This is a genomic window from Okeania sp. SIO2F5 (genome assembly GCF_010692685.1).
In the GTDB taxonomy this organism is placed as follows: Bacteria; Cyanobacteriota; Cyanobacteriia; order Cyanobacteriales; family Microcoleaceae; genus Okeania; species Okeania hirsuta.
Map to the genome: position 1 here is coordinate 188082 of NZ_JAAHGU010000010.1, position 22591 is coordinate 210672.

Sequence of the window (22591 nt, forward strand, 5' to 3'; positions counted from 1 at the left end):
AAGTCCGTTCAAAATCAATCCAGAAAACTGCGTCCTGCTACAAGGAAAATGTATTGAAGAGATACCCTATGCGATGGGAGCTCCTCTTTTTTGGGGTCTGATCGTGCCCTGTGGTGTCCTGATTTTATTTGTGTTCGGACACGAATTTTGGCGCCGAATTTGTCCTCTCTCCTTTATTTCGCAAATTCCTCGTGCATTAGGATTGGAACGTAAACGCAAGCGCGTCAGTGGAACAGGGAAAGTGCGTAAGGAATTGGTCAAAGTTGCCAGAAATTCATGGCTAGCTCAGAATCATCTTTGCCTACAATTTGGTCTTTTATATGTAGGAGTCTGTGCCCGTATTGTGTTTGTCAACTCTAATCGTTTGGCATTAGGCTTGTTTCTAACCTTTACCATTATCGCAGCACTAACGGTTGGTTTTCTCTATGGAGGTAAGAGTTGGTGTCAGTATATTTGCCCAATGGCTCCCGTACAAAAGATTTATGGACAACCAAGAGGAATATTCAACAGTACGGCTCACAAAGGCGACCGCAAACCCGTTACCCAATCTATGTGTCGTACAGTAACTCAAGAGGGTAAAGAATTGAGTGCTTGTGTTGCCTGTACAACCAAGTGTATTGATATAGATGCTGAATCTGCCTATTGGGATGAGATCGAGAGCTATAAGCAGCAATGGCTCTACTATGGCTATATTGGCCTTACAGTTGGGTATTTTGTTTATTACTATCTTTATGCTGGGAACTGGGATTATCTTATATCGGGAGTCTGGTCTCATGAAGAAAGTCAACTGGCAGATATACTCAAACCTGGGTATTATTTATTAGGTGAGCCTATAGACTTTCCTAAATTACTAGCAGTACCCGTCACTATTGGTCTATTTATCTTTGGTGCTATAGGTATTGGTTGTGCCTTGGAAGATCTTTATAAAGCCTATCATAAGCGCCATCACAAACATACTGACTCCCGAGTCATTCGACATCAAATGTTTACGTTGTGTACGTTTTTCATTTTTAATTTTTTCTTTATTTTTTCAGCGCGCGGTTATGTTAAGATGTTACCATCACCTCTGCCTAGTCTTTTCCCGGTTTTTATAATGGTATCTAGTAGTTTGTGGCTTTATAGAACTTGGCGGCGCACTCCAAGTCGTTATCAACGGGAAAGTCTTGCCACTCGATTGCAAAAGCAGCTCAAAAAGCTGAATTTAGATACTGCGAAGTTTTTGGATGGACGATCTATTGACGATCTTAATGCGGATGAAGTCTATGTTCTTGCTAAAGTTCTGCCTGATTTTTCCCAAGAAAAACGTCTGCAAACTTATAAAGCGATGCTGCGAGATGCCATTGATGAGGGTTATGTAGACCCTGCTAATACTCTGGAAAACTTCAAGCAAATGCGGCAAGAACTGGGTATTTCTGATAAAGATCACGATACCATCTTAGTGGAAATAGGCCAAGAATATCCCGAGCTATTCGATCCTCGTAAGCCACACAATAGAGAAAACTCTCTGCGGTTGGAGAGCTATCGAGAAACTCTTCTGGAAATTATCTTACATTCTGGGAAAACTCACCCAGATCGAAACTGGGTTTCTGATTTGATGAAAGCATTCTCTGAGCAAACATCCAATGAAGTGTTAGAAGACCTTTTGAAAAGTTTATCCCCAGAAGATCGCAAGCTAGTTCAAGAACTTCGCCAAGAATATAGCATTACTAAAGATGACGAAGCAGATGCTCTTAAACACACTGACTCCTATCAGTTGTGGAAGACGATCGCTGAAAGTCTTGGTTTCGTAGAACACATTATTTCTGTAGAAGAAGAGCAACTCTACAGAGTTTTCCAATATATTGATACAGATAGGTCAGGATATATAAGTTTAGATGAGTTACAAACTTATATTCGTAGTATCGATACCCATATTAATGATGTTCAAATTGAGAATATGATGAAAACTGCAGACACAAGTGGTGATGATCTAATCAGTTACGAGGAGTTTCAAGCAGTCTTTAAATCCTTGAGATCTCAGACAATCTGAGACAAATAGTATCTAATTGTGTAAATCAATTTCCGAAACTGCTGTAAAATTATGTCAATAAAAATGTTGGGTTAAGCATTAGCATAACCCAACTCCTTGTTCTCAGAAATTATACGTTGATCGGAACCTTATCTTGAGATTAATTATTGCTGTAAGCAAATTCTGGAAGTTGCTCTTTAGCAGCTCCAGCAGATGTAACTTTTACCTCTCCATTTTCATCTAAATCTACATAAACATTTTCACCATTCTGAATTTGACCAGCTAATAATGCTTCTGCCAAAGCATCCTCTAACAAATGCATAATTGCGCGACGCAGCGGTCTGGCACCATAACTAGGATCAAATCCATCCTTAATCAAGCGCTCCTTAAAGCTGTCACTGAGTGTCAGAGTCATATTTCGTTCGCCCAAACGACTGAATACTTCTCGCAGCATAATTTCTGCAATTTCTTTCACCTCATCCTTATTCAACTGACGGAAGACAATAATTTCATCCAGTCGGTTGAGAAATTCTGGGCGGAAATACTGCTTGAGTTCCTCATTGACTAAATTGCGGATACGGTTATATTGAGCTTCTTCTTTATCCTCAGCAAACTCAAAACCTAAACCACCGCCACCTTTCTCGATGACCTTAGAACCAATATTAGAAGTCATAATGATTAAGGTATTTTTAAAGCTGACTACCCGTCCTTTAGCATCAGTGAGACGACCATCCTCCAAGACTTGCAACAAGAGATTAAATACATCTGGATGAGCTTTTTCAATCTCATCAAATAGTACCACGGTATAAGGGCGACGACGAACTGCTTCTGTAAGTTGGCCACCTTCGTCATAACCAACAAATCCTGGAGGTGAACCAATTAATTTAGAAACTGTATGACGTTCCATGTATTCTGACATATCTAGTCGAATCATGGCTTCCTCAGAACCAAAGAAATAAGCAGCTAAGGCTTTTGTTAGTTCTGTCTTACCAACACCAGTTGGACCGGAGAAGATGAAACTAGCAATGGGTCGGTTGGGGTTCTTCAGACCAACACGAGCACGACGCAAAGCACGAGATACTGCTTTAACAGCATCTTCTTGACCAATGAGACGTTGGTGCAGAGTGTCTTCCATGTGTAGTAGTTTCTCAGATTCAGATTCTGTCAACTTACTCACAGGTACTCCAGTCCAAGATGCCACAATATGAGCAATATCGTCTTCTGTCACCACAGGAGTAACTTTGGCTGTTTCTTCTTGTTTATCGGTATCGCTCTGTTCAATTTGTGCTTGAATTTCTAGTTCGCGATCGCGCAATTGACTAGCTTGCTCAAAGTCTTGTGCGCGAATAGCTTCTTCTTTATCTTTTGTCACTTTTGAGATTTCTCGCCTCATATCTTTCAACTCTGGTGAAAGCATAGAGTTTTTGACCCTAACACGAGACCCTGCTTCGTCTATCAAATCAATTGCTTTGTCTGGTAAGAAGCGATCGCTAATATATTGGTCTGATAGTTTAGCTGCTGCGGTCAAAGCTTCATCAGAAATTATCAACTTGTGGTGTTGTTCGTAAGCAGAACGTACCCCATAAAGAATTTCAATTGTTTCCTCCACAGTAGGTTCGCCCACTTTCACAGGTTGGAAACGACGTTCGAGAGCAGCATCCCGTTCAATATGCTTGCGATATTCATCCAGAGTAGTTGCCCCAATACATTGTACCTCGCCTCTGGCCAAAGCAGGTTTGAGAATATTAGCAGCATCCATACTACCTTCTATGGCACCAGCACCCACAACAGTATGAATTTCATCAATTACTAGGATAATATTGCCATTAGAGCGGACTTCATCCATAATCTTTTTCAGTCGTTCCTCAAATTCTCCTCGGAACCTGGTACCAGCAATTAAGGAACCGATATTTAGACTCACCACCTGTTTATTTTGTAGAAGATCCGGAACATCTTGGTTAACGATACGTTGAGCTAATCCCTCAGCGATCGCTGTTTTTCCGACCCCTGGTTCGCCAAGAAGGACAGGATTATTTTTTGTCCTCCGGCCCAAAATTTGAATCATCCGTTCAATTTCTTTTTCCCGGCCCACGACTGGGTCGATTTTACCCTCTGCTGCTAATTTCGTCAGGTCTGTACCAAATTCTTCTAGAGTTACAGCTTTCTTATTTCCAGAATTAGAGCTTCCAGGAGAAACTGCAGCAACTTCTCCAAGGGAGCGAATTATCTGAGTCCGAATTTTGCTTCTATCAACTCCCAAATTGTCCAATACTTTAGCCGCGACTCCTTCAGAATCTTGGAGCAATGCCAGTAGCAAATGTTCTGTACCGATATAGTTATGGTCTAGTTTTCTTGCTTCTTCTAAGGATACTTCCAACATCCGTTTTACCCTGGGAGTAAAAGGAATTTCTGCCGGAGTAAACCCAGACCCACGGCCAATTATTTGTTCGACTTCGTTCCGAGCATCTTTGAGATTTACATCATATTCTTTGAGAACTTTAGCCGCAATACCTGTACCTTCACTAATCAAACCCAGGAGGATTTGTTCTGTGCCCACAAAGTTATGTCCAAGGCGACGGGCTTCTTCCTGGGCCAACATGATCACTTTGATTGATTGTTCTGTAAAGCGTTCAAACATGGTTACTTTTCCTTACATATTATAGTTACAGGGGATATGTCCCTCCTGTAGTTTAATTGTTACCTAGTTTTAAACCACAATTAGGCCATAAATAGAAACTAATGTAAATTTTTGTTTACTGTAACTAATTTAGCGTCGTAAAAGTAGGGGTGCCTAGTGAGGAGAGCCGTAACCGAAAATTAACTGAGGATCAAGAGGCCAAAAGTAGCTAGTCTTTTTTTGAAATATTTTCTTAATAGTACCACTTGGGAAAAAAGTTGACACACATTGACATAATATCTGGCGTTCAGGTATGCAGGTATAGAGATTCTCCTGAAACTAGGATTCTTGGTTCACAGAAAAATTGTATCCTTTGAAGTCTCGTATAATATTATCCTTTTCTCAAGCCGTTATAGGGACATTCCATGGAACATCCCTAAATTTTTATCTACAGGACTTACGCAAAAGACGAATTTTTGATTTTTTAATATTAATTTAACTACATAATAATCATTGATTATTTACTGGAAAAATTAAAATATTTAATTTGCACAAATACTGAAAATTTTTAGCAATTTAAAGTTATGTTAATTTATAATTAGACTAACCAAAAAATCCCTGAAAACAGACAGCATTTCCTATCAACACATTACCTTGCTTAACTTGAAAACCAATATTTTCAGGAAACTTTTCTATAGCATTTTGCCAACGCACCAAAGCCAAATTCCAATCTGCCAAACTATGAGTTAATCTCGCATAACCCTCATAACCTTGAGGTTGATTTGGAAACTTTTCTATTAACCTTTTAAAAACTGCCTCAGCCTCATCAAACCGAGATAAATTTATCAACATATTACCTTTTTGAACTTGGAAAACGATATTTTCAGGAAACTTTTCTATAGCATTTTGCCCACGCACCAAAGCCAAATTCCAATTTCCCCAACTATGAGCAACTCTGGCATAATCCTCATAACCTTTTGGTAACTATGGATAATTTTTTTTAGTTGTTGAAATACCCTTTATGCTTCCTCAAATTTACTTAAAGTAATTAAATTATTGCCACAAGTACGATAAATAGGCATCGGTTGTTGGGGGTTAATAGTTAATAAATCAAATTACTATTTCTCCTTACGCAATTGTCAATAAAATTCGAGATACTCAACTGAAACTTAACAAATAAATAGAATTAGCAAACTTATTCCCACTCGATAATTTAAGGATTAAAAAAATCTAAATGATTCCCATGTTTTGCCCGTAAAGAAGCGGTAGAACCTTGCAACTCTAACTTACCATTATTCAATAAAACAATCCATTCAGCCCGACTAATTACCTTTGGTCTATGACTAATAAAAATTGTTGTTTTACCCCGTCGATGCAACAATAAATTCTCCAAAACTTCCGCCTCACTCACAGGGTCTAAACCAGAAGTTGATTCATCCAAAATTAATACAGCAGGGTCATTAACCATAGCTCTTGCTATTGCCAAACGTTGCCTTTGTCCGCCAGAAATATTTGCTCCAAATTCTCCTAAAACTGTTTGATACTTATCAGGTAAACGACTAATAAATTCATTTGCTCCAGAAATTTGACACGCTTTAACGATTTGTTCAAAAGTTACTCCAGGCACTGCTAGTTGAAAATTTTCAATAATCGAACGACTCCAAAAATGAGCATCTTGAGGAACTAATACTACCTGTTTTCTAAAAGAATCTATATCTAAATCTTGCAGATTATAAATCCCAACCTGAATATTACCAGACTGCACCGGATACAAACCAGCAATTAATTTTGCCAAGGTACTTTTACCACAACCAGATTCACCAATTAAAGCGATAGATTTACCACCAGGGAATTTCACGGAAAAATTTTCTAATAAATCAATTCTACCAGCGTAGTGAAAACTAATATTGGAACAAATAATATCGGCTTTCGGACTAATTTTTGCATCGGGTTTTTGATAATTTTTATCTACTTCTGGTGGATAATCAATTACTTCAGAAAGTCGTTTCGTAGCAGTCTGAACTCTGGTCAATTCATCCATCAATCCTACCAAAGTAGTAACCAAAGTTGACACATATTGATTCATAGTAATAAAAGCCAATAATTGACCAATACTTAATTGTTCGGCGATGACTAAATTACTGCCAAACCATAATATAAAAATATTAGCAATATTACTAACTAAACCTGAAAAAGTATCATTCACAATCCCAATTTGAGTAGTTCTAAAACTCAAGTTAGCCAACTTACCAAACCTGCCTTGAAATTCCTCCCAAAATTGAGGAGAGCTGGAGGTAGTTTTCAGAGTCATTGCTCCCTTGAAAGTCTCTACTAAGACACCCTGATTTTCTGCCTCCAAAGCAAATAAACTTCTAGTTTTTTGCTGCAATATCGGCAATAAAGCAATAGTTGATAAAGTCATAATTACCGCCATAAAAACAGCAACTATACTCAGGGAAAAACTGTAAATACACATCACAGTCAAAGAAACCAAAGCAATAAAAAATTGACTGGGCAAACTGACAATTACTTGAGAAACCAACTGATTAATTTCTTTAATATCCGTCAACCTACTAACAATTTCACCACTGCGTCTCGTCTCATAATACTTCAATGGTAAACTCAAAATTTTTCGCCCAAATTCCATCACCAACCCCAATTCCAAACGTTGGGCAAAATGAGCAATCATATTAGATTGAACTAATTCCAAACAACTGCTAAAAACATTCATCACAATCACAGCAATTACCACACTGGTAAGTAACTGAAAATCTCCCCTAACTAGCACATCATCAGTCAGAATTTGTACCAAAAAAGGAGAAGCAATAGAAAGCAAACCCAAGACAATATTCAGCAGAAAAACTTGAATAATAATTTGCCGATAATACCAAACTCGTCTGAGCAATCTGCTAATATTACTGACTTTTTCATCAGCTTCAGAAAAGAAGCGTTTTGCATCTGGTTCTACTAATAAACAAACCCAATCTCCCCAGGCTTCAGCTAATTCTTTTTTTGATAAAAAACGAACTCCAAGAGCGGGGTCAGCAATAATATATTTATCTCCTTGTTTGCCATACAAAACCACCCAATGATAGCCTTGCCAATGAATAATTGCGGGTAAAGGGGCACTTTCAATTTGGTCTAAAATTCCTGGATTTGCTTTGACAGACCTAGCATTAAAACCAATACTATCTGCACCTTGTTTTAAACCTAATAATGTAGTTCCTTGTTGATTAGTACCGATAGTTTCTCTAATACGATTTATTGTTAAATTACGACCATGATATTTAGCAATAGAAGCCAAACAAGCTGCCCCACAATCTTCTTCACTTTGCTGTAGAATTAACGGATATTTATTAACATTATTTATTTCGCGATCGCTAGATGCTTTTGGTAATATTGGTACTGGTACTATATCTAACATAATAATTTGAATTTTTAAATTAAAAATAACGTAAGCATTCAGCGGTCAGCTATTAGCTATCAGCTTTATTAGTTTTAAGGGAGCAAAAAGTAATTGAGAGACTTCAAATAATTAAAAGTATGGGTAAAAGTCCATTAGTCAACCTTAATAGTCTATCAAACCACATAGTTCATTAAAAAGCTGTTTGCGTAGCATTCCGCAGGAAATGCTTACAAAATAACTATACTGATGATTTATTTCACCCCAAATAACTACTTCTGTTGACTAGGGAGTAAATCAGAAAAAAACACCCATAAAATTATGGATGCCTCATTTAATTAAATATCAATCTAAAGTTATAATTTCACCATTACTGAATAATTAATAATTAAATAATTCTGGTTGGTAATTATCAATTATCAATTATCCATTATCAATTAATGAAATAGCTTTTAGTAGCAGCCACGACCACGATATCCACCATAACCATAGCCATAGCTACTACGACGGTAACCATAGCTTACAGAGCGACTGTATCCATATCCATCATTGTAGTAGCGAGGGCGACCGTAGCCATAATATACAGAGCGACCGCGACCGTAACCATCACAACCACAACCACCATTAATAGTAGCAGATTCTTCAGTGGAAATATCGGAAAATAGTTCGTTGTTTTGAGTGTCTTGCATGATTTTTTTTCTCAGAGTTAATTAGATCGACAAGCTAGTATAAATTTATGTTCATTTATTTAACTATCTTGTGATGTATAGTCTATTCTTCTTGAAGTGAAATGCAGCTTCAGGATACTTTTTTAATTTCTGTATATTAGTTTTTGTTGGACTACAGTTTGTTTGCTATTGTAGGTGAGAAAATAATCCTAAAATTAAAATAAATAAAATTTTGTAAATTTTCTGGATAACAATGTTGGAATCAATAAATTCAATTACTAAGCCATAGAAGTAGGTTGGGTTGAGGAACGTTAGCGGAGCTTATCCGTTAGGATAAACCCAACATAATGTGTTTTTGTAGGATTTCACTTTTTTGTACTCAACCTACTTGTTATCTTATTATCTTGATTTTTGTAGGATTTCACTCCGTTCTACCTAACCTACTTGCTTGTTATCTTATTATCTTGGTTTTTGTTGGGTTGCGCTGCCGCTTAACCCAACCTACAATTTATTCTCTACCAATATTGCTGTCAAAAGTAAGTCTTTCTGAAGAACCCCACATTTTGTCATAAATTCCCGCTTTTACATAACGATGAAAACTAGAATATTCCCAATTTTTCGGAGCAGTTACTAATCCATGATGTACTGGATTATAATGAATATATTCTATATGATTAGCAAAATCTAAATATCCTTGAATTTGATGCTCCCAAAACCTGCGTTGCCAAACAGCTTTTTCTCCTTTATATTGTCGAGATGTTGAAATTTTTCCCTGATATTGAGAATGGTATTGACGACTAAAATAACTTTTAATTAACCGCCAACGAATCGAAAAATTTGCATCATTTTTAGGTAATGTCCAAAGAGAATGAATATGGTCTGGCAAGATGACAATAGCATCTATTTTAAATGGATGTTTTTGCATAACATATCGAAAAGCTTTTCGTAGTAAATCTATATTTTCAGGTTCGCACAAAATTTTCTGGCGGTTGTATGTCACTACTGTGAAAAAATAAGTTGCCCCTGGTGTTTTTGCCCGACGATATTCCATAAAGTTTTGTAGTTTTGTAGGTTGGGTTGAGGTCACGAAACCCAACATTATCTTGGTTTGTGTTGGGTTTATCTTACGGATAAGCTCCGTTAACATTTCATTCTACCCAACCTACTTCTTATTTTATAACCTATTATGTTGGGTTGATACTGCGGATAAGCTCCGCTAACACTCCGTTCTACCCAACCTACTTGTTACTACTCACACCTTCAATTTCCTCATCCGCTACTTCATACAATTCCCGCAATTTCTGCAACTTCTCTTCATCTGTTTGCCAAAAACCGCGTCCGTTCGCTTCCAACATCCGCCCAATAATATTCCGAAATGCTTCCGGGTTTGCCTCCCGTAATTTACGCGCCATCTCTGCATCCAAAGCATAAGTCTCGGCAGCACCGTCATAAACCCAATTATCAGCAAAATTAGCTGTACCGCCCCAACCTATCAAGGCGGTCATCCGTTGGGAAATCTCGTAAGCTCCTCCACTACCTTGATTTGCCATTGCTTCTGCCCACTTTGGATTCAATAATTTTGTGCGATATTCCATCCGCAACAAGTCTTCTAATTTTCGGGGGGTGGTATCTTTGGAGAAACTTTCGACGAAACTCGCACTTACTTTTTTACCCCGTTGTTTTTCTGCTGCTAATTTTAATCCACCAGTATTAGCATAATATTCCTGAATATCTGTCAAACCATACTCCACCGAATCAATTTCTTGTACGATGCGATCGCAACCTTTCAACAATTCCTGCAAAATTTCTGGGCGTGCCTCTCCTTTATCTTTGCGTCCGTAACTGAAGACATTTCGCCCTTGCCAAGTATCGCCTAACTCATCCGCTGACTCCCAGTTACTATCCACAACTCGGTCATTTACCAAGGAACCAAAATCACCAGCAGGATTAGAAAATAACCGCGCTGAAATATTTTCTACTCCCTGCGCTTGCAATGCTAAAGCGTGTTTGCGGATAAAATTTTGTTCTACGGGTTCGTCTGCGGTTGCTGCTCGTTGGAATAGATCGTCTAATAATTCAATGATATTGACAAAACTATCCCGGAAAATTCCTGATAAATTTCCTAAGATATCGATGCGGGGATGACCGACTTCAGCTAAATTTTTTAATTCATAACGAACGATACGACCCGTACCTTCTTTTACTGGTTCAGCACCTACTAATTCTAATAAAAATCCGATTGATTCGCCGCGAGTTTTAATGGCATCTAAACCCCATAACATTACTGCTACAGTTTCGGGATAATTATTATTTTCTTCCAGATGTTGAGTAATAATTTTCCGAGCAATTTCTCGCCCTCTTTCATAAGCAGCAGGAGAAGGCATTCGATAGGGATCTAAAGCATGAATATTCCGCCCGGTTGGCAAAACTCCGACGCCATCTCGTAATAAATCTCCTCCTGGAGCAGCGGGAATATATTCTCCGTTTAATCCACGCAAAAGATTAGTCAGTTCATCAGTATTTTGCATCAACAAATCCCGAATATTTGCAGCATCTTTCTTAACACCATCATCGGTATATCCGTGCCCAAAATCCGTGTCTAGTTTATCAGCATTTCGCATTAACAAATCTCGCATATTTTTAGCATCTTTCTTAACACCATCATCGGTATATCCGTGCCCAAAATCCGTGTCTTTCTCTCCAAAATAAGCCTCTAAATAAGATTTTAATTCCTCCTCATTCGGCACTTCTCCCAAAGTATGCAAACCAGAAGAAAATAACCTTTGTTCTAAAACCTGCAAATATTCGTAAATTTCGATAAAATAGGGATTAACCACATCTGCACTAAACATCCGTACATTTTCCGCAGTAAATTCAATGCCTAATTTTTTGCCATACTCAAACGGACAATCTGAATTTAAACCAGTATCAAAAATTTTCTTAAAAATCGATTCCCGCAACCCCGAATTTTTCTGGGGGTCTTCCCGATATTCATAAATTAACTCTCGCAAACTCACCAATTCTTTATACAAACCTGCCCGACTATAAGGCGGAATATTATGAGAAATTAAAACTCCATAACCACGGCGTTTTGCCAACATAGATTCTGAAGGATTATTAGCAGCATATATATATAGATGTGGCATATTTCCTAACAGAATATCTGACCAAGAATAGCCGGTGTTTCCCAAGGGCGAACCGGGCAACCATTCTACAGTTCCGTGCATTCCAAAGTGAACAATTGCATCAGCTTGAAATTCATTTTGCAGCCATTTATAAAAAGCAGCATATTGGGGATGAGGGGTTAAATTTCTTTCAAACATTAGGCGCATTGGGTCGCCGGAAATTCCTAGAGGTGGTTGTACGCCGAGCCAAATATTTCCTAATTGAATTCCGCCAATATGAAAATTTTCACCATCGGTTTTTATGCCTGTCCGGGTGAGATTTCCCCATTGTTTTTCCATGCGAGTTATTGATAGATAACCTAACCATTTTTCGAGACTTTTAAGATTAACTTGGTTGCGTTCCCCCCTCGTTTCCCCCTTTGAAAGGGGGGAGGAAGAAGACGAGGAAGAATAAATTTCGTCTGCTTCTTTAATTTGACGAATAAGTTCTTCCCCATCTTCGGGAATTTCTCCAACGTTGTAACCTTCCTCTTTCAGAGCGTGGAGGAATTTGAGGAGCGATCGCGGCACATTCAATAATGCTGCTGTACCTGTGGCGCCATAACCGGGAGGAAAACCATAAAGAATAACAGCAATTTTTCTTTCTGCGGGTGGTGTCTGACGCAGTTTTATCCAATTTTTGACTCTACTCGTGAGGCGTTTGACTCGTTCGGGAATCAAATAAATATCTTCTCCCACTAAACCACCGAGGGGAACAGGATCGATCGCTCCATCTAATTCTGGCAGCGCATATAAAACCACACTTTGCAAACCGCCCACACCTTGGCGCGTCCAAGAATAGATATCTTGAATGAGTAAGGGTGCTGCAACAAAATAGGGTACATTTTTGGCGGTGAGGATGCGTTGGGAAACTTCTACCTGTCGTCCTGCTTCCATGGAACCCGCAGGTCCCCCCACCAAAGGAAACCCAATAGTTGAAACGACTGCATCAACTTTCACTGCTTCGGGAGACAGGGAAAGTATTGGTTTAACCGAATCATACTTTTGATTTTTGCCTTTTGACTTTAAATCTAGTGAGGGCGAATGGCATTCGCCCCTACATCTGTGGTTTTCAAGGTTAATTTGCGTAAGTCCTGTTTCAGGAGAATCATACTTTTGAATTTCATCATACTTTTGACTTTTGACTTTTGACTTTTGAATTTTATCAAACTTCTGACTTCTGACTTCTAACTTCTGACTTTCAAAAGCGCTTGTCATCCAATCTCTGACAGCAACATGACCTTCGACACCGTTGATAAATACGGGTAGAGGTGTTAAACCTGCTTCTTCAAATTTGCGGATAAGTTGGGGAATGTATGGTTGTTTAGTAATGACGTGCTTGCGGTAGAGCAAAATTCCAACAACTGGAGTCGGAGAAGTTTGTTTTTGTTGGCGATACCATTCCAGATATTTTCGCGGAGACTCAAAATAACCCTGGTAGTCTGGATGCAGTAAACCCATATTGGGAGTTTCCAATGGTGGGGGGATTTCTCCGACTTTTAAATCTAAATATTTTTCTGCCAACACCCAACACATAGCAGCAACGTTTTCTGTACCCCCCGCATTCCAATAACCATAAATTATCAACCAGTTCCGGAGGTCTTGCACTTTTTTGACTGGTACAAACTTGAGTAACTTCGGACCTGTTTTCAGGAAACTGATATAACCGGCAAGTTTATCTTCCTCTCTCCCACTGGAAAATTTGCTGAGAATAAATTTGACTGGTTTTGGCATTCCTTTCGGTTGGTCACCGATAACAAATTTTCCCAATTTTGTTAATGCCATCAATTCTAGTGCTGACTCAAAAACGAGACGAATAGGAATATGTTCTACTCTTTCGCGCAACCATAAAACTTGGTCGTAGTCAAAAAGGAGACTGCCGAAAAACACATCAGCATTTTCGAGAGCAGTCGCGACAGTTTCCGGTTCCGAGGAAAGAGCGCGATCGCTAAATACTTGGATATCTAAATCTGGACATTGGGAAGTTGCCAGTTGAGCTGCTTGACGGTATAAACCTGCGTTAAAAGATTCAAAACCAGCGATTAAGACAATGCGTTTCATGGCCTAATTTTAATAAAAGTTACTATACTATTAAGGTAACGAAAAAAGACTAATTATTAGACTTGTCACTTTATAAGGTAAAGTATAGAGTTAGTAGAAGCGATCCCTAAAATATTAACTAAATCCTAGCTAATAGTAATATCAAATCCTGTAGCATCGATGTTATTCAGTATTAAAGAATTGTAGGGGCGAATGGCCATATGGCCTGACGGCTTTTTTCCTCTATTAAGCGACAAGTCTAATAAAAATGTTCTATTGAAGCGATCCTGAATTTACCGAATAATTAAGGTAAAAATCCTCTCCTTTAAAGGAGAAACAAGCGGTCGTTCGCGACAGCGGAACGGAGTTCTCTCTTCGCAGCTTCCCGTAGGGTGGGATGGCGTACTTCGGAGCGGCTCTGTCACTCTTCGGGTCTCCTCGCTGGCCTCCAATCGACCAAGAGAAGAAAAAATTTTCATAATTAGTCAATCCTCTTCTTTTCAAGGAGAGGTAATTATTAATTATTAATTATTAATTATTAATTGTTGAAACCTACCACCTAAGTCTCTAGGGCGAGCAAATATTTACCCACCCTACAACTTTTTAAGAAACCTTAAACCGCATCTGAATCATCCTCCAAATTTCTCCAATCCACAATACAATAGAAGTACCTCCAATAATTACCAACCAATCTCTTAAAGATAAAGGAACTGTTCTAAATACAGCTCCACCAAATTGAACCATCAAAATTTGTCCCAAAAAAATAAATGCTGCGATCGCGATAAAACTGCCATTTTTACTAATATTAGAAAATGCAGATTCTTTTAAACCAAAACATTTGGCATTAAACATATTCCAAAACTGCAACATCACAAATGTGGTGAAAAATAGAGATAATTCATAAGGAGTTACTACTCTATCTTTCTGGATATAAAGTAAGAATGCGACGAAAAATACTAGGAATACTGCAGCTACCGAAAAAATACTCACCATCATTGGTTTGGAAATAATAAAATCTTGGGAATTTCTAGGTGTATTTTCCATCACTTTTGGATTGGGGGGTTCCGTTGCTAAAGCTAAAGCAGCAAAAGTATCCATAATTAAATTCACCCACAATAGTTGAATTACCGTAAACGGTAAATTAATCCCAATAAACGGACCCAACAAAGCTATCCCACAAGCAGCAACATTTATTGTTAACTGGAAGAGGATAAACTTTTGAATATTTTGGTAAAGCGACCGCCCCCACATCACGGCATTTTCGATACTGGCAAAAGAGTCGTTCAAAATAATGATATCGCTTGCTTCTTTTGCAACAGAAGTACCGCTACCCATGGACAAACCTACCTGCGCTTGATTCAAAGCAGGTGCATCATTAGTACCATCACCCGTAACTGCCACAACTTCCCCGCTAGTTTGTAATAACTGGACAATACGTTGCTTATCCTGGGGACGCGCTCTAGCAATCACTTTAACTTTTTTCAGCACTTCCAAAACTGCTTCATCATCCAGAGAACGTAGTTTACCACCAGTAATACAATAATCATTAGGATCGTCCTGACTTATAATGCCGATTTCGCGAGCTATTTCAACAGCAGTCAGACGACTATCCCCAGTAATCATCTTGACTTTTACCCCAGCTTTTTGACAGATTTTTACTGCATTTGGCACCTCTTCCCGCACTGGATCGGCGATCGCCACAAAACCCAACCAAATCAAATCGTGATATTGTTCGAGTTCTTTTCCTTGTTGATAGTCTTGAGGGTCTCGAATATAGGCAAATCCCAAAGTACGTCTACCAATAGTTTCATACTGATTTAATTCTGCTGCAATGGATACTCTTGTAGAATCTGCAAAAGGTTTGACTCCCTCCGCAGTCATAATTTGATGACAACTCGCTAGCAGCAATTCTGGCGCACCTTTAATATGGAGTATTTTGTCCCCTGTTATGGAGGAATTTCCCATAGTTGCCATGTACTTTCTGTCTGCTGAAAAAGTTAACTGACTAACAATATCAAAATCATCTCGTTTATCAATGTAGTCAATATTATTTTCCTCCAACCACAATAGCAAAGCACCTTCTGTATGGTCTCCCAGAGGAATAGATTCTTCACCTTTTTTGTATTCTAAGTTGGCCGTACTATTGCTACAAATTGCTTCTACTATAATGTTGTCAGCATTGAGAGTCTTGTCGTCGAAGCTAGGAAAATTCACATCACTGACCTGCATTTTGTTTTCGGTCAAAGTACCTGTTTTATCAGAACAAATGACCGTTGTAGCGCCAATGGTTTCACAAGCGTGCATCCTGCGGACCAGATTATTTTGTTGAGTCATTTTCTGCATACTGTAAGCTAGACTGAGAGTAACGCTTAGTGCTAGTCCTTCCGGTACTGCCACAACTATAACTGCAACTGCAATCATAAAGTAGGTGAGAAATTTAACAGCGACATCTGCAGATATCCAGTCAGTGGGAGAAGTGGGAACCCATTCTAAATAGTAACCGACCCCGATACCGATGCCAGATATTGCTAGGGCAAGCAAAATATTTTTTACCCATGCTATCCCGCTATCATTTTCCAGCCACTCTGGTAGTTCAATTTCTTTGCCTATTGATTCCAATCCATCTACGATTATTGGCAACCAGACTCTAGTCAGGGCAACAGTTAAGCTAACGGTCAGGATACTGATAATGTACCATTGTCCGGAGGTGAGATTGAGTTCTCCTGTAAAGATACCCCGTGCTACTAAGGCGATATCAATTAACACTGCTATGACTAAACCGAGAATCCCAATGAGATTACTAAGACGTTCGAGTTGTAGATTTAGAGGCGTTTCTACATCCGTAATATCTAGAACGCATCTAGCAGTTTTACCAATTTCTGTCTCATCGCCAACCGCTATGATTTCGATTACTCCATGTCCATCATTGACTACAGTATCTCGCAATACTTTGTTTGGCGGATAAGCGCAACCACTATTACCGTTAGAAGATAAGTTTACATCTGCTACTTTGGCAACAGGTATCGCTTCTCCCGTCAAACTAGCTTCATTAACTTGTAGAGAAACTGCTTCTAATACTTGACCATCTGCTGCTATTTCATCTCCTGTTTCTATCAGTACAATATCGCCTACTACTAAGTCTTTTTTTGGAACGGTTGTAACTTTATTATCTCTAATTACTGCAATAGGAATTTCATCATTTACTTGATTGAGAATATCGAATTCTTTACTTGCTTTATACTCATTTAAAAAAGCCACAGAGGTAGCCAGAATTATGGCAGCAATAATGCCTAAACCTTCTACATAATTACCTTCAAAAATTCCAACAGTAATGGCAATAACGGCAGCGATTATTAGAATCCTAATTACTGGGTCGTCGAACTTTTCTAACCATAATTTCCACCAAGGCGATCGCTTGGGTGGCGTTAATAAGTTCGACCCGTATTTTTGCCTATTTGTCTCTACTTCAGCCTGTGTGAGTCCTCTATAGCGACTTTGTTTTTGGCGTGGTTCTTGAGTGGTTTTCATTAATTAATCTCCTTGCCAAAGTTTACTTTGGTGAGTCTCGTTATAATTTTAGTATTTTATTGTTTTATGTCTTAACTTTATTAATATATCTTAAATTCGTAATTTTGTCTAGAAGTGTTTATAATTAGGAAAACTACTTGTTTTTTTTATGTTTTTTTTCATCAAAATATTTAATTTATCGTCAAATTATGCTACATTTTATATGTAAAAAATACCGCTCATTTTGTTTGATAAAATGTTGATTGAACGCCTCAATAAAACAAATTGGAAAACACCACCAAAACTTATTTCTTTATTTTCAGGTTGTGGAGGAATGGATTTACCATTTCATTACGCAGGATTTGAGGTTGTTTGGGCAATTGATTCTAATTTTTATGCTTGTCAAACTTTTAAAAGAAATATTGCTGATGTTGTTGAGCATAATCAAATTGAAAATATAGATATTAATGCAGTTCCAGAGGCAGATTTAATTACGGGAGGGTTTCCTTGTCAAGATTTTTCAATGATTTGGAAACGTCCTGGTTTAAAGGGTACAAGAGGCAATTTATATACCTACTTCTTAGAATTTGTTAAACAGAAACAACCAAAGGCATTTATAGCAGAAAATGTCAAAGGTTTATTAAGTGCGAATAAATATCAAGCAATTCAACGGATAATATCAGATTTTGAAAGTATATCTCCAGGTTATTTAGTAAAGCCTAAACTATACAAATTTGCTGATTACGGAGTACCTCAGTTTCGGGAAAGAGTAATTTTAGTAGGGATTAGAATGGATACAGGTTTTAATTTTATTCATCCTCAACCAGAATATGGTCTTGGTCGTAAATATCCTTATAAAACTGCTGGTGAAGCACTTAAAAATGTAGAAAACATTCCCCATAATAATGAACATCAAAAAATTCAACCTCGAACAATTGAAATATTGAAAAGGATAAAAGCAGGAGGTAATTTTAGAGATATTCCTAAAGATAGTCCCTATTATGTAAAAGGGATGATTAGTCATGTTTATCGACGAATTCATCCAGATAAACCTTCTGCCACAATTATTGCGGGTGGGGGTGGTGGAACATGGGGTTATCATTATCCCGAACCAAGGTCTTTAACAAATAGAGAAAGAGCAAGGTTGCAAACATTTCCTGATGATTTTATTTTTGCAGGTTCTTTTACTGAAATTAGGCGACAAATTGGTAATGCTGTACCTCCAGATGGAATTGTTTCTATTGTTGAATCTTTGATTCCATTATTTAAAGATGATTATCAGAAAATCGATTTATATAGTTTCAGTAAACATTTACAAGGTATGTCAATCAAAGATAGATTAAAATTCGCAGAATTAGAATCAGATGAACAACCAATACAGTTAAGTTTACTCTAATTTTTGAGATTAATTTTATGGCTATTTATACTAATAATTCAGAATTTGGAGGTGCTTTTGGCGATAGACTTAGTACTCTTTTAAAAGAAGCTAATTCTGTTACTATTGCATCTGGCTATACCTCAGCAGTTATCTTACAGCAATATCAAGAATATATCGCTAAAATTGTTAACGATGGTGGTAATTTTACATTGTTAGTTGGCATGGGAATTTTTGAAGGATTAAGTCGGCATACCTATAATAAATTAGGTGAATTAAATAGTTTTATATTATCTGCAAATCCTGAATGTGGAGGTGTTAGATTTGTCTGGAATCCACCACCATTTCACGGCAAGATTTATAGAATAAAATATCAAAATGAATTGCTTTACTTTGCAGGGTCTTCAAATTTTTCTAAAAGAGGATTATTTGAGAATTTAGAATTTACTTGTAAAATTACAGACCTCCCTACTATCAATCAAACAGAAGCCTATATTAATTGGCTACTTACTGATAATATATCGGTAAATTTTGACAAGTGTGAATCATTTCCGATTGTTGAGTCTGTCAAAGCTAACCGAAAAAAGATTAACTTTCAGAAAGTAGAAACTAAACCAATTATTAATTCTAAAGTTCCTTATTTGGATATATCTTTGGCTAGAGTCGATCGGCAACAACGGTCAAACTTAAATGCTTTTTTTGGCAAAGGAAGATGGAATAGAAAAACAGGTATTGTGATTCCTAGAGACTGGTTTGAAGTAGAAATTATTGTCGATATAGCTACAACTAAAAATCCTATTTATCCCAAAGGTGATTTTATTGCTTACACTGATGATGGTTTAGTATTTCCTTGTCGTACCCAAGGTGATTATCATAAAAATCTGAGGTCAAGAGATGACTTAAAAGTTTTAGGTCATTGGATAAAAGGTAAACTACAACAAAAAGGAGTTTTAGAGCTATTTGAACCAGTCACAAGTCAGACATTAGAAGAGTATGGAAAAAACTACATTCGGATGTTTGAAGAAGGAGACAGGAGACAGGAGACAGGAGACAGGAGGAAAATTACATGGGGATTCGCTCCCCCAAGTAATTTTGAACACTCCAGTTGACGGTGGGGTATTAAACCCACAAAGAAAATGATAAATTATCTAATTATGATTACTACTTAGAGTTTTAAATAATATTTTATAGAGCAGGGGAGCAGGGGAGTATACAACGTCCGATAGAGAGAAGTAAGTATAATAATAATTAATCCTAACTAGGGTGCTAATTATCAAAAAGGTAATTGGACTTGTGTTAATTACTTAATAATTGAAGTGCTACCTAAATTAAGCATTAATGCATAGTAATTGGTATTATAGCAATGTGCGCTGGCATATTTACAAATTACAAGAACTGCCCAATAGCTAAAAGTCTTATATTATAGGTTTTTTATTCCCCCTGTTGCCTGTTGCCAGATGAGCTGTTGCCTGCGCACAGCGCTATACCACTTCTGGAATAATGGTCGGTTTTACTCTCACGCACCACCTGTTATGGGATACTGCCTTATGTAACAAATTTGCACCCTACGGTTTAATATTTATTTGACACACTAATAATAAAACCCAATTCATTTTAGGCCTAAACTTATTTTATCACTGGCATACTTAAACCCTTCAAAGTCTGTTTTTTTTCTTCCTCACTCAAACCTTTACCCTGCACTAAAACTCCAAAATTTCCCAACCCCATTGGGTCTATTAATGAATGTAATACTTCCCTACGTCGCAAAACTTCCTGAATAGAAAACCCTTGATTATTTGATAATTCATTTAATCTATCTCCTAAACCTAACGCCATTAAAAATAAAGCCTGTTGAGTAAAACCAATATTTTCCAATCCTGACAAAATTCCCTGTTTTTCCAATGCAGTAAAATCCACATGAGCCGTAATATCTTGTTGCCCAATATTCCAATATAAGTCATTATTTCGATGATGTTGATAATAACATTGTAGAGTTCCTTGTCTGCGAGTCGGGTTATAATAACGTGGTGCTTGATAACCATAATCAATAGTTAACAAATATCCCTTTTGTAGTTTAGAGGCAACAGTATTTATCCAATCCAAAGCTTGTAAATTCACCTCAGTTTGATAACCTTCTACATCTGGAAATGATAGTAAATCTATACCCACTAAATTAAAATATTCAGCAATTCTAGGAGTAGAAGTTTCACCACTTATTTCTATAAACTTTCCATCAGAGTCAGAGCTTACATAAACTTCTCGAATTTCCCGATTTTCTATAATAATTTTATGTACTGGAAAAGCATCCACTAATTCATTAGAAAATAAACACCCCATAATTGAACTCTGAGAAATTTCATCCCAATCACACCACCTCACTTGATACGAGTGTAACCTTTGTTTTTGTTCTTCTTTTAAAACTTCTGACTTTTCGATAATCAGATATTCTATTGTTTGGAAAAAATCTAAATATTTTTGTTTTAAATATCCTAAAATTTGCTCTGCTAAAATTCCCTGACCAGCACCCATTTCTACTAGAGTCAAATTATTAGGTCTTTGGAAAATATTCCACATTTGCACAAATTGTTCTGCCAATAATTCTCCAAAATCTGCACTCCAATGAGAAGATGTTAAAAAGTCTCCTTGTTTGCCAATATTCACAGGATGACTTGCATAATAACCATATTGGGGATGGTACAAAACTAAATCCATATATTCAGCAAAAGTAATCTGTTTTTTTGGAGATTCATAAATGCTTTGATGGATAATTTTGCACAAATTTTCGTTACTGTTGTTGATAGTTAATTGTGGTTGATTCATAATAAGGAATTATACTCTCTATACCTTCATAATAAAACTCTTTGAGGCGTTCAGCGGTAAAACCAGTAAAATCTGGTTCATCACTGAAAGAAGTTCTTAGTAACTCAATTTCTTTTTCTTTGAATTTTGACACAAATATAAACTCGTTTCCTGTTATATAAGCTTCAAAGTTAGGCATAAAACATTTCGTTACAAGCTTATTATATTCTACACTTATAAGAAGTGGTGCAGAGAATTTGAAATTTTCCCAATTTATTAGCTCATAATAATTGTCACCATAAGGTCCTACTCCTCCTCCCGATCTTATTTTAAAGTCAGAACCTAGTTCTTTAACTACATCTTGCACTACATAAGAAATTTGTTCTACAGTTTGTTTTATTAATGTGTGAAATAACTCTCTCTGTTCAGAATGAGAGTTCACAGCTAATTGCTTTTTTCTGATGCTCTCTAAAATAGTTTCAATTTTATTATCTTTCTGATTTTCTGATTCTAGAATATCTATCAAAGCTTCTTTAAGTGCAGGAATAGACTGCCAGTGATAGTCAATTATTACATCAAAAGCTATATCAAAAATTCTATTTTTCTTGGTTAGTATAGATTCAGATAAAACCGATAAAATCTGTTTAATTTCTTCTCTTTGATGTGGTTTTTTTCCGTCAGAGTCTAAAAAGGTAGTAGGGTTTTTTCCCGTAATAATAAAAAACAAAATTCCACAAATTTGCGTTATATCTGACCTAAAGTCTCGTTGCCAACTACTTTTTTCTAAAAGTTCTGGAAGTGAGATAAATCTATTTCCTAGTTGTTGCCCTGTGAGTGTTAAGCTAGTGTCATAATCATCAACTTTATTGAATGAAATCCCAAAATCTATTAACACTGGATTGTTTATATCATTATTTTTAACCATAATATTGTCTTGTATGCTCATTGTTTTCTCTTTTATGGCTTCAAACAAAGTTGTACCAGGCACAAATTCAGTTACCATATAAAGA

12 protein-coding genes are annotated in these 22591 nt (G+C 37.1%); 3 read left to right on the plus strand and 9 right to left on the minus strand.

What is annotated here, in order from left to right; genetic code table 11:
- Nucleotides 1-241: 241 nt before the first annotated feature.
- Nucleotides 242-2029: an EF-hand domain-containing protein gene (locus tag F6K27_RS07230; RefSeq protein ID WP_287300856.1), complete on the plus strand. Its 1788-nt coding sequence runs from the start codon at nucleotides 242-244 to the stop codon at nucleotides 2027-2029.
- A 139-nt stretch (nucleotides 2030-2168) separates the two neighbouring features.
- On the opposite strand, the gene F6K27_RS07235 is transcribed toward F6K27_RS07230, so the two are convergent.
- From F6K27_RS07235 to F6K27_RS07265, 7 genes are all read right to left on the minus strand, one after another.
- Nucleotides 2169-4646 carry an ATP-dependent Clp protease ATP-binding subunit gene (locus tag F6K27_RS07235; RefSeq protein ID WP_124146628.1) on the minus strand — a complete coding sequence of 826 codons (2478 nt, stop codon included), beginning with the start codon at nucleotides 4644-4646 and terminating at the stop codon, nucleotides 2169-2171.
- A gap of 582 nt (nucleotides 4647-5228) precedes the next feature.
- Nucleotides 5229-5552: a tetratricopeptide repeat protein gene (locus F6K27_RS07240; protein ID WP_353735949.1), complete on the minus strand. Its 324-nt coding sequence runs from the start codon at nucleotides 5550-5552 to the stop codon at nucleotides 5229-5231.
- 286 nt (nucleotides 5553-5838) lie between these two features.
- On the minus strand, nucleotides 5839-8049 hold the full coding sequence (locus F6K27_RS07245) for a peptidase domain-containing ABC transporter (protein WP_287273002.1): 2211 nt from the start codon (nucleotides 8047-8049) through the stop codon (nucleotides 5839-5841).
- Between the two features lie 431 nt (nucleotides 8050-8480).
- Nucleotides 8481-8717: a hypothetical protein gene (locus F6K27_RS07250; RefSeq protein ID WP_124146625.1), complete on the minus strand. Its 237-nt coding sequence runs from the start codon at nucleotides 8715-8717 to the stop codon at nucleotides 8481-8483.
- A gap of 487 nt (nucleotides 8718-9204) precedes the next feature.
- Nucleotides 9205-9843: a transposase gene (locus tag F6K27_RS07255; RefSeq protein WP_338043236.1), complete on the minus strand. Its 639-nt coding sequence runs from the start codon at nucleotides 9841-9843 to the stop codon at nucleotides 9205-9207.
- Between the two features lie 91 nt (nucleotides 9844-9934).
- On the minus strand, nucleotides 9935-13921 hold the full coding sequence (gene bchH, locus F6K27_RS07260) for a magnesium chelatase subunit H (RefSeq protein WP_287273003.1): 3987 nt from the start codon (nucleotides 13919-13921) through the stop codon (nucleotides 9935-9937).
- A gap of 582 nt (nucleotides 13922-14503) precedes the next feature.
- Nucleotides 14504-17428: a calcium-translocating P-type ATPase, PMCA-type gene (locus tag F6K27_RS07265; RefSeq protein ID WP_287273004.1), complete on the minus strand. Its 2925-nt coding sequence runs from the start codon at nucleotides 17426-17428 to the stop codon at nucleotides 14504-14506.
- 235 nt (nucleotides 17429-17663) lie between these two features.
- Between F6K27_RS07265 and F6K27_RS07270 the strand changes: the two genes are divergently transcribed.
- Both F6K27_RS07270 and F6K27_RS07275 read left to right on the plus strand, forming a co-directional pair.
- Nucleotides 17664-18803: a DNA cytosine methyltransferase gene (locus F6K27_RS07270; RefSeq protein ID WP_287273006.1), complete on the plus strand. Its 1140-nt coding sequence runs from the start codon at nucleotides 17664-17666 to the stop codon at nucleotides 18801-18803.
- A gap of 17 nt (nucleotides 18804-18820) precedes the next feature.
- Complete coding sequence (locus F6K27_RS07275) at nucleotides 18821-19891, plus strand: restriction endonuclease PLD domain-containing protein (protein WP_287273009.1); 1071 nt, start codon at nucleotides 18821-18823, stop codon at nucleotides 19889-19891.
- A 517-nt stretch (nucleotides 19892-20408) separates the two neighbouring features.
- Here the strand turns inward: F6K27_RS07275 and F6K27_RS07280 are convergent.
- Together F6K27_RS07280 and F6K27_RS07285 are read right to left on the minus strand one after the other, a co-directional pair.
- Nucleotides 20409-21602: a class I SAM-dependent methyltransferase gene (locus tag F6K27_RS07280; protein WP_287273011.1), complete on the minus strand. Its 1194-nt coding sequence runs from the start codon at nucleotides 21600-21602 to the stop codon at nucleotides 20409-20411.
- Entirely contained in the window at nucleotides 21568-22584 is a 1017-nt protein-coding gene (locus F6K27_RS07285; protein ID WP_287273012.1) for a hypothetical protein, read from the minus strand. Before F6K27_RS07285 ends, F6K27_RS07280 begins: the two co-directional genes overlap by 35 nt.
- Nucleotides 22585-22591 lie beyond the last annotated feature (7 nt).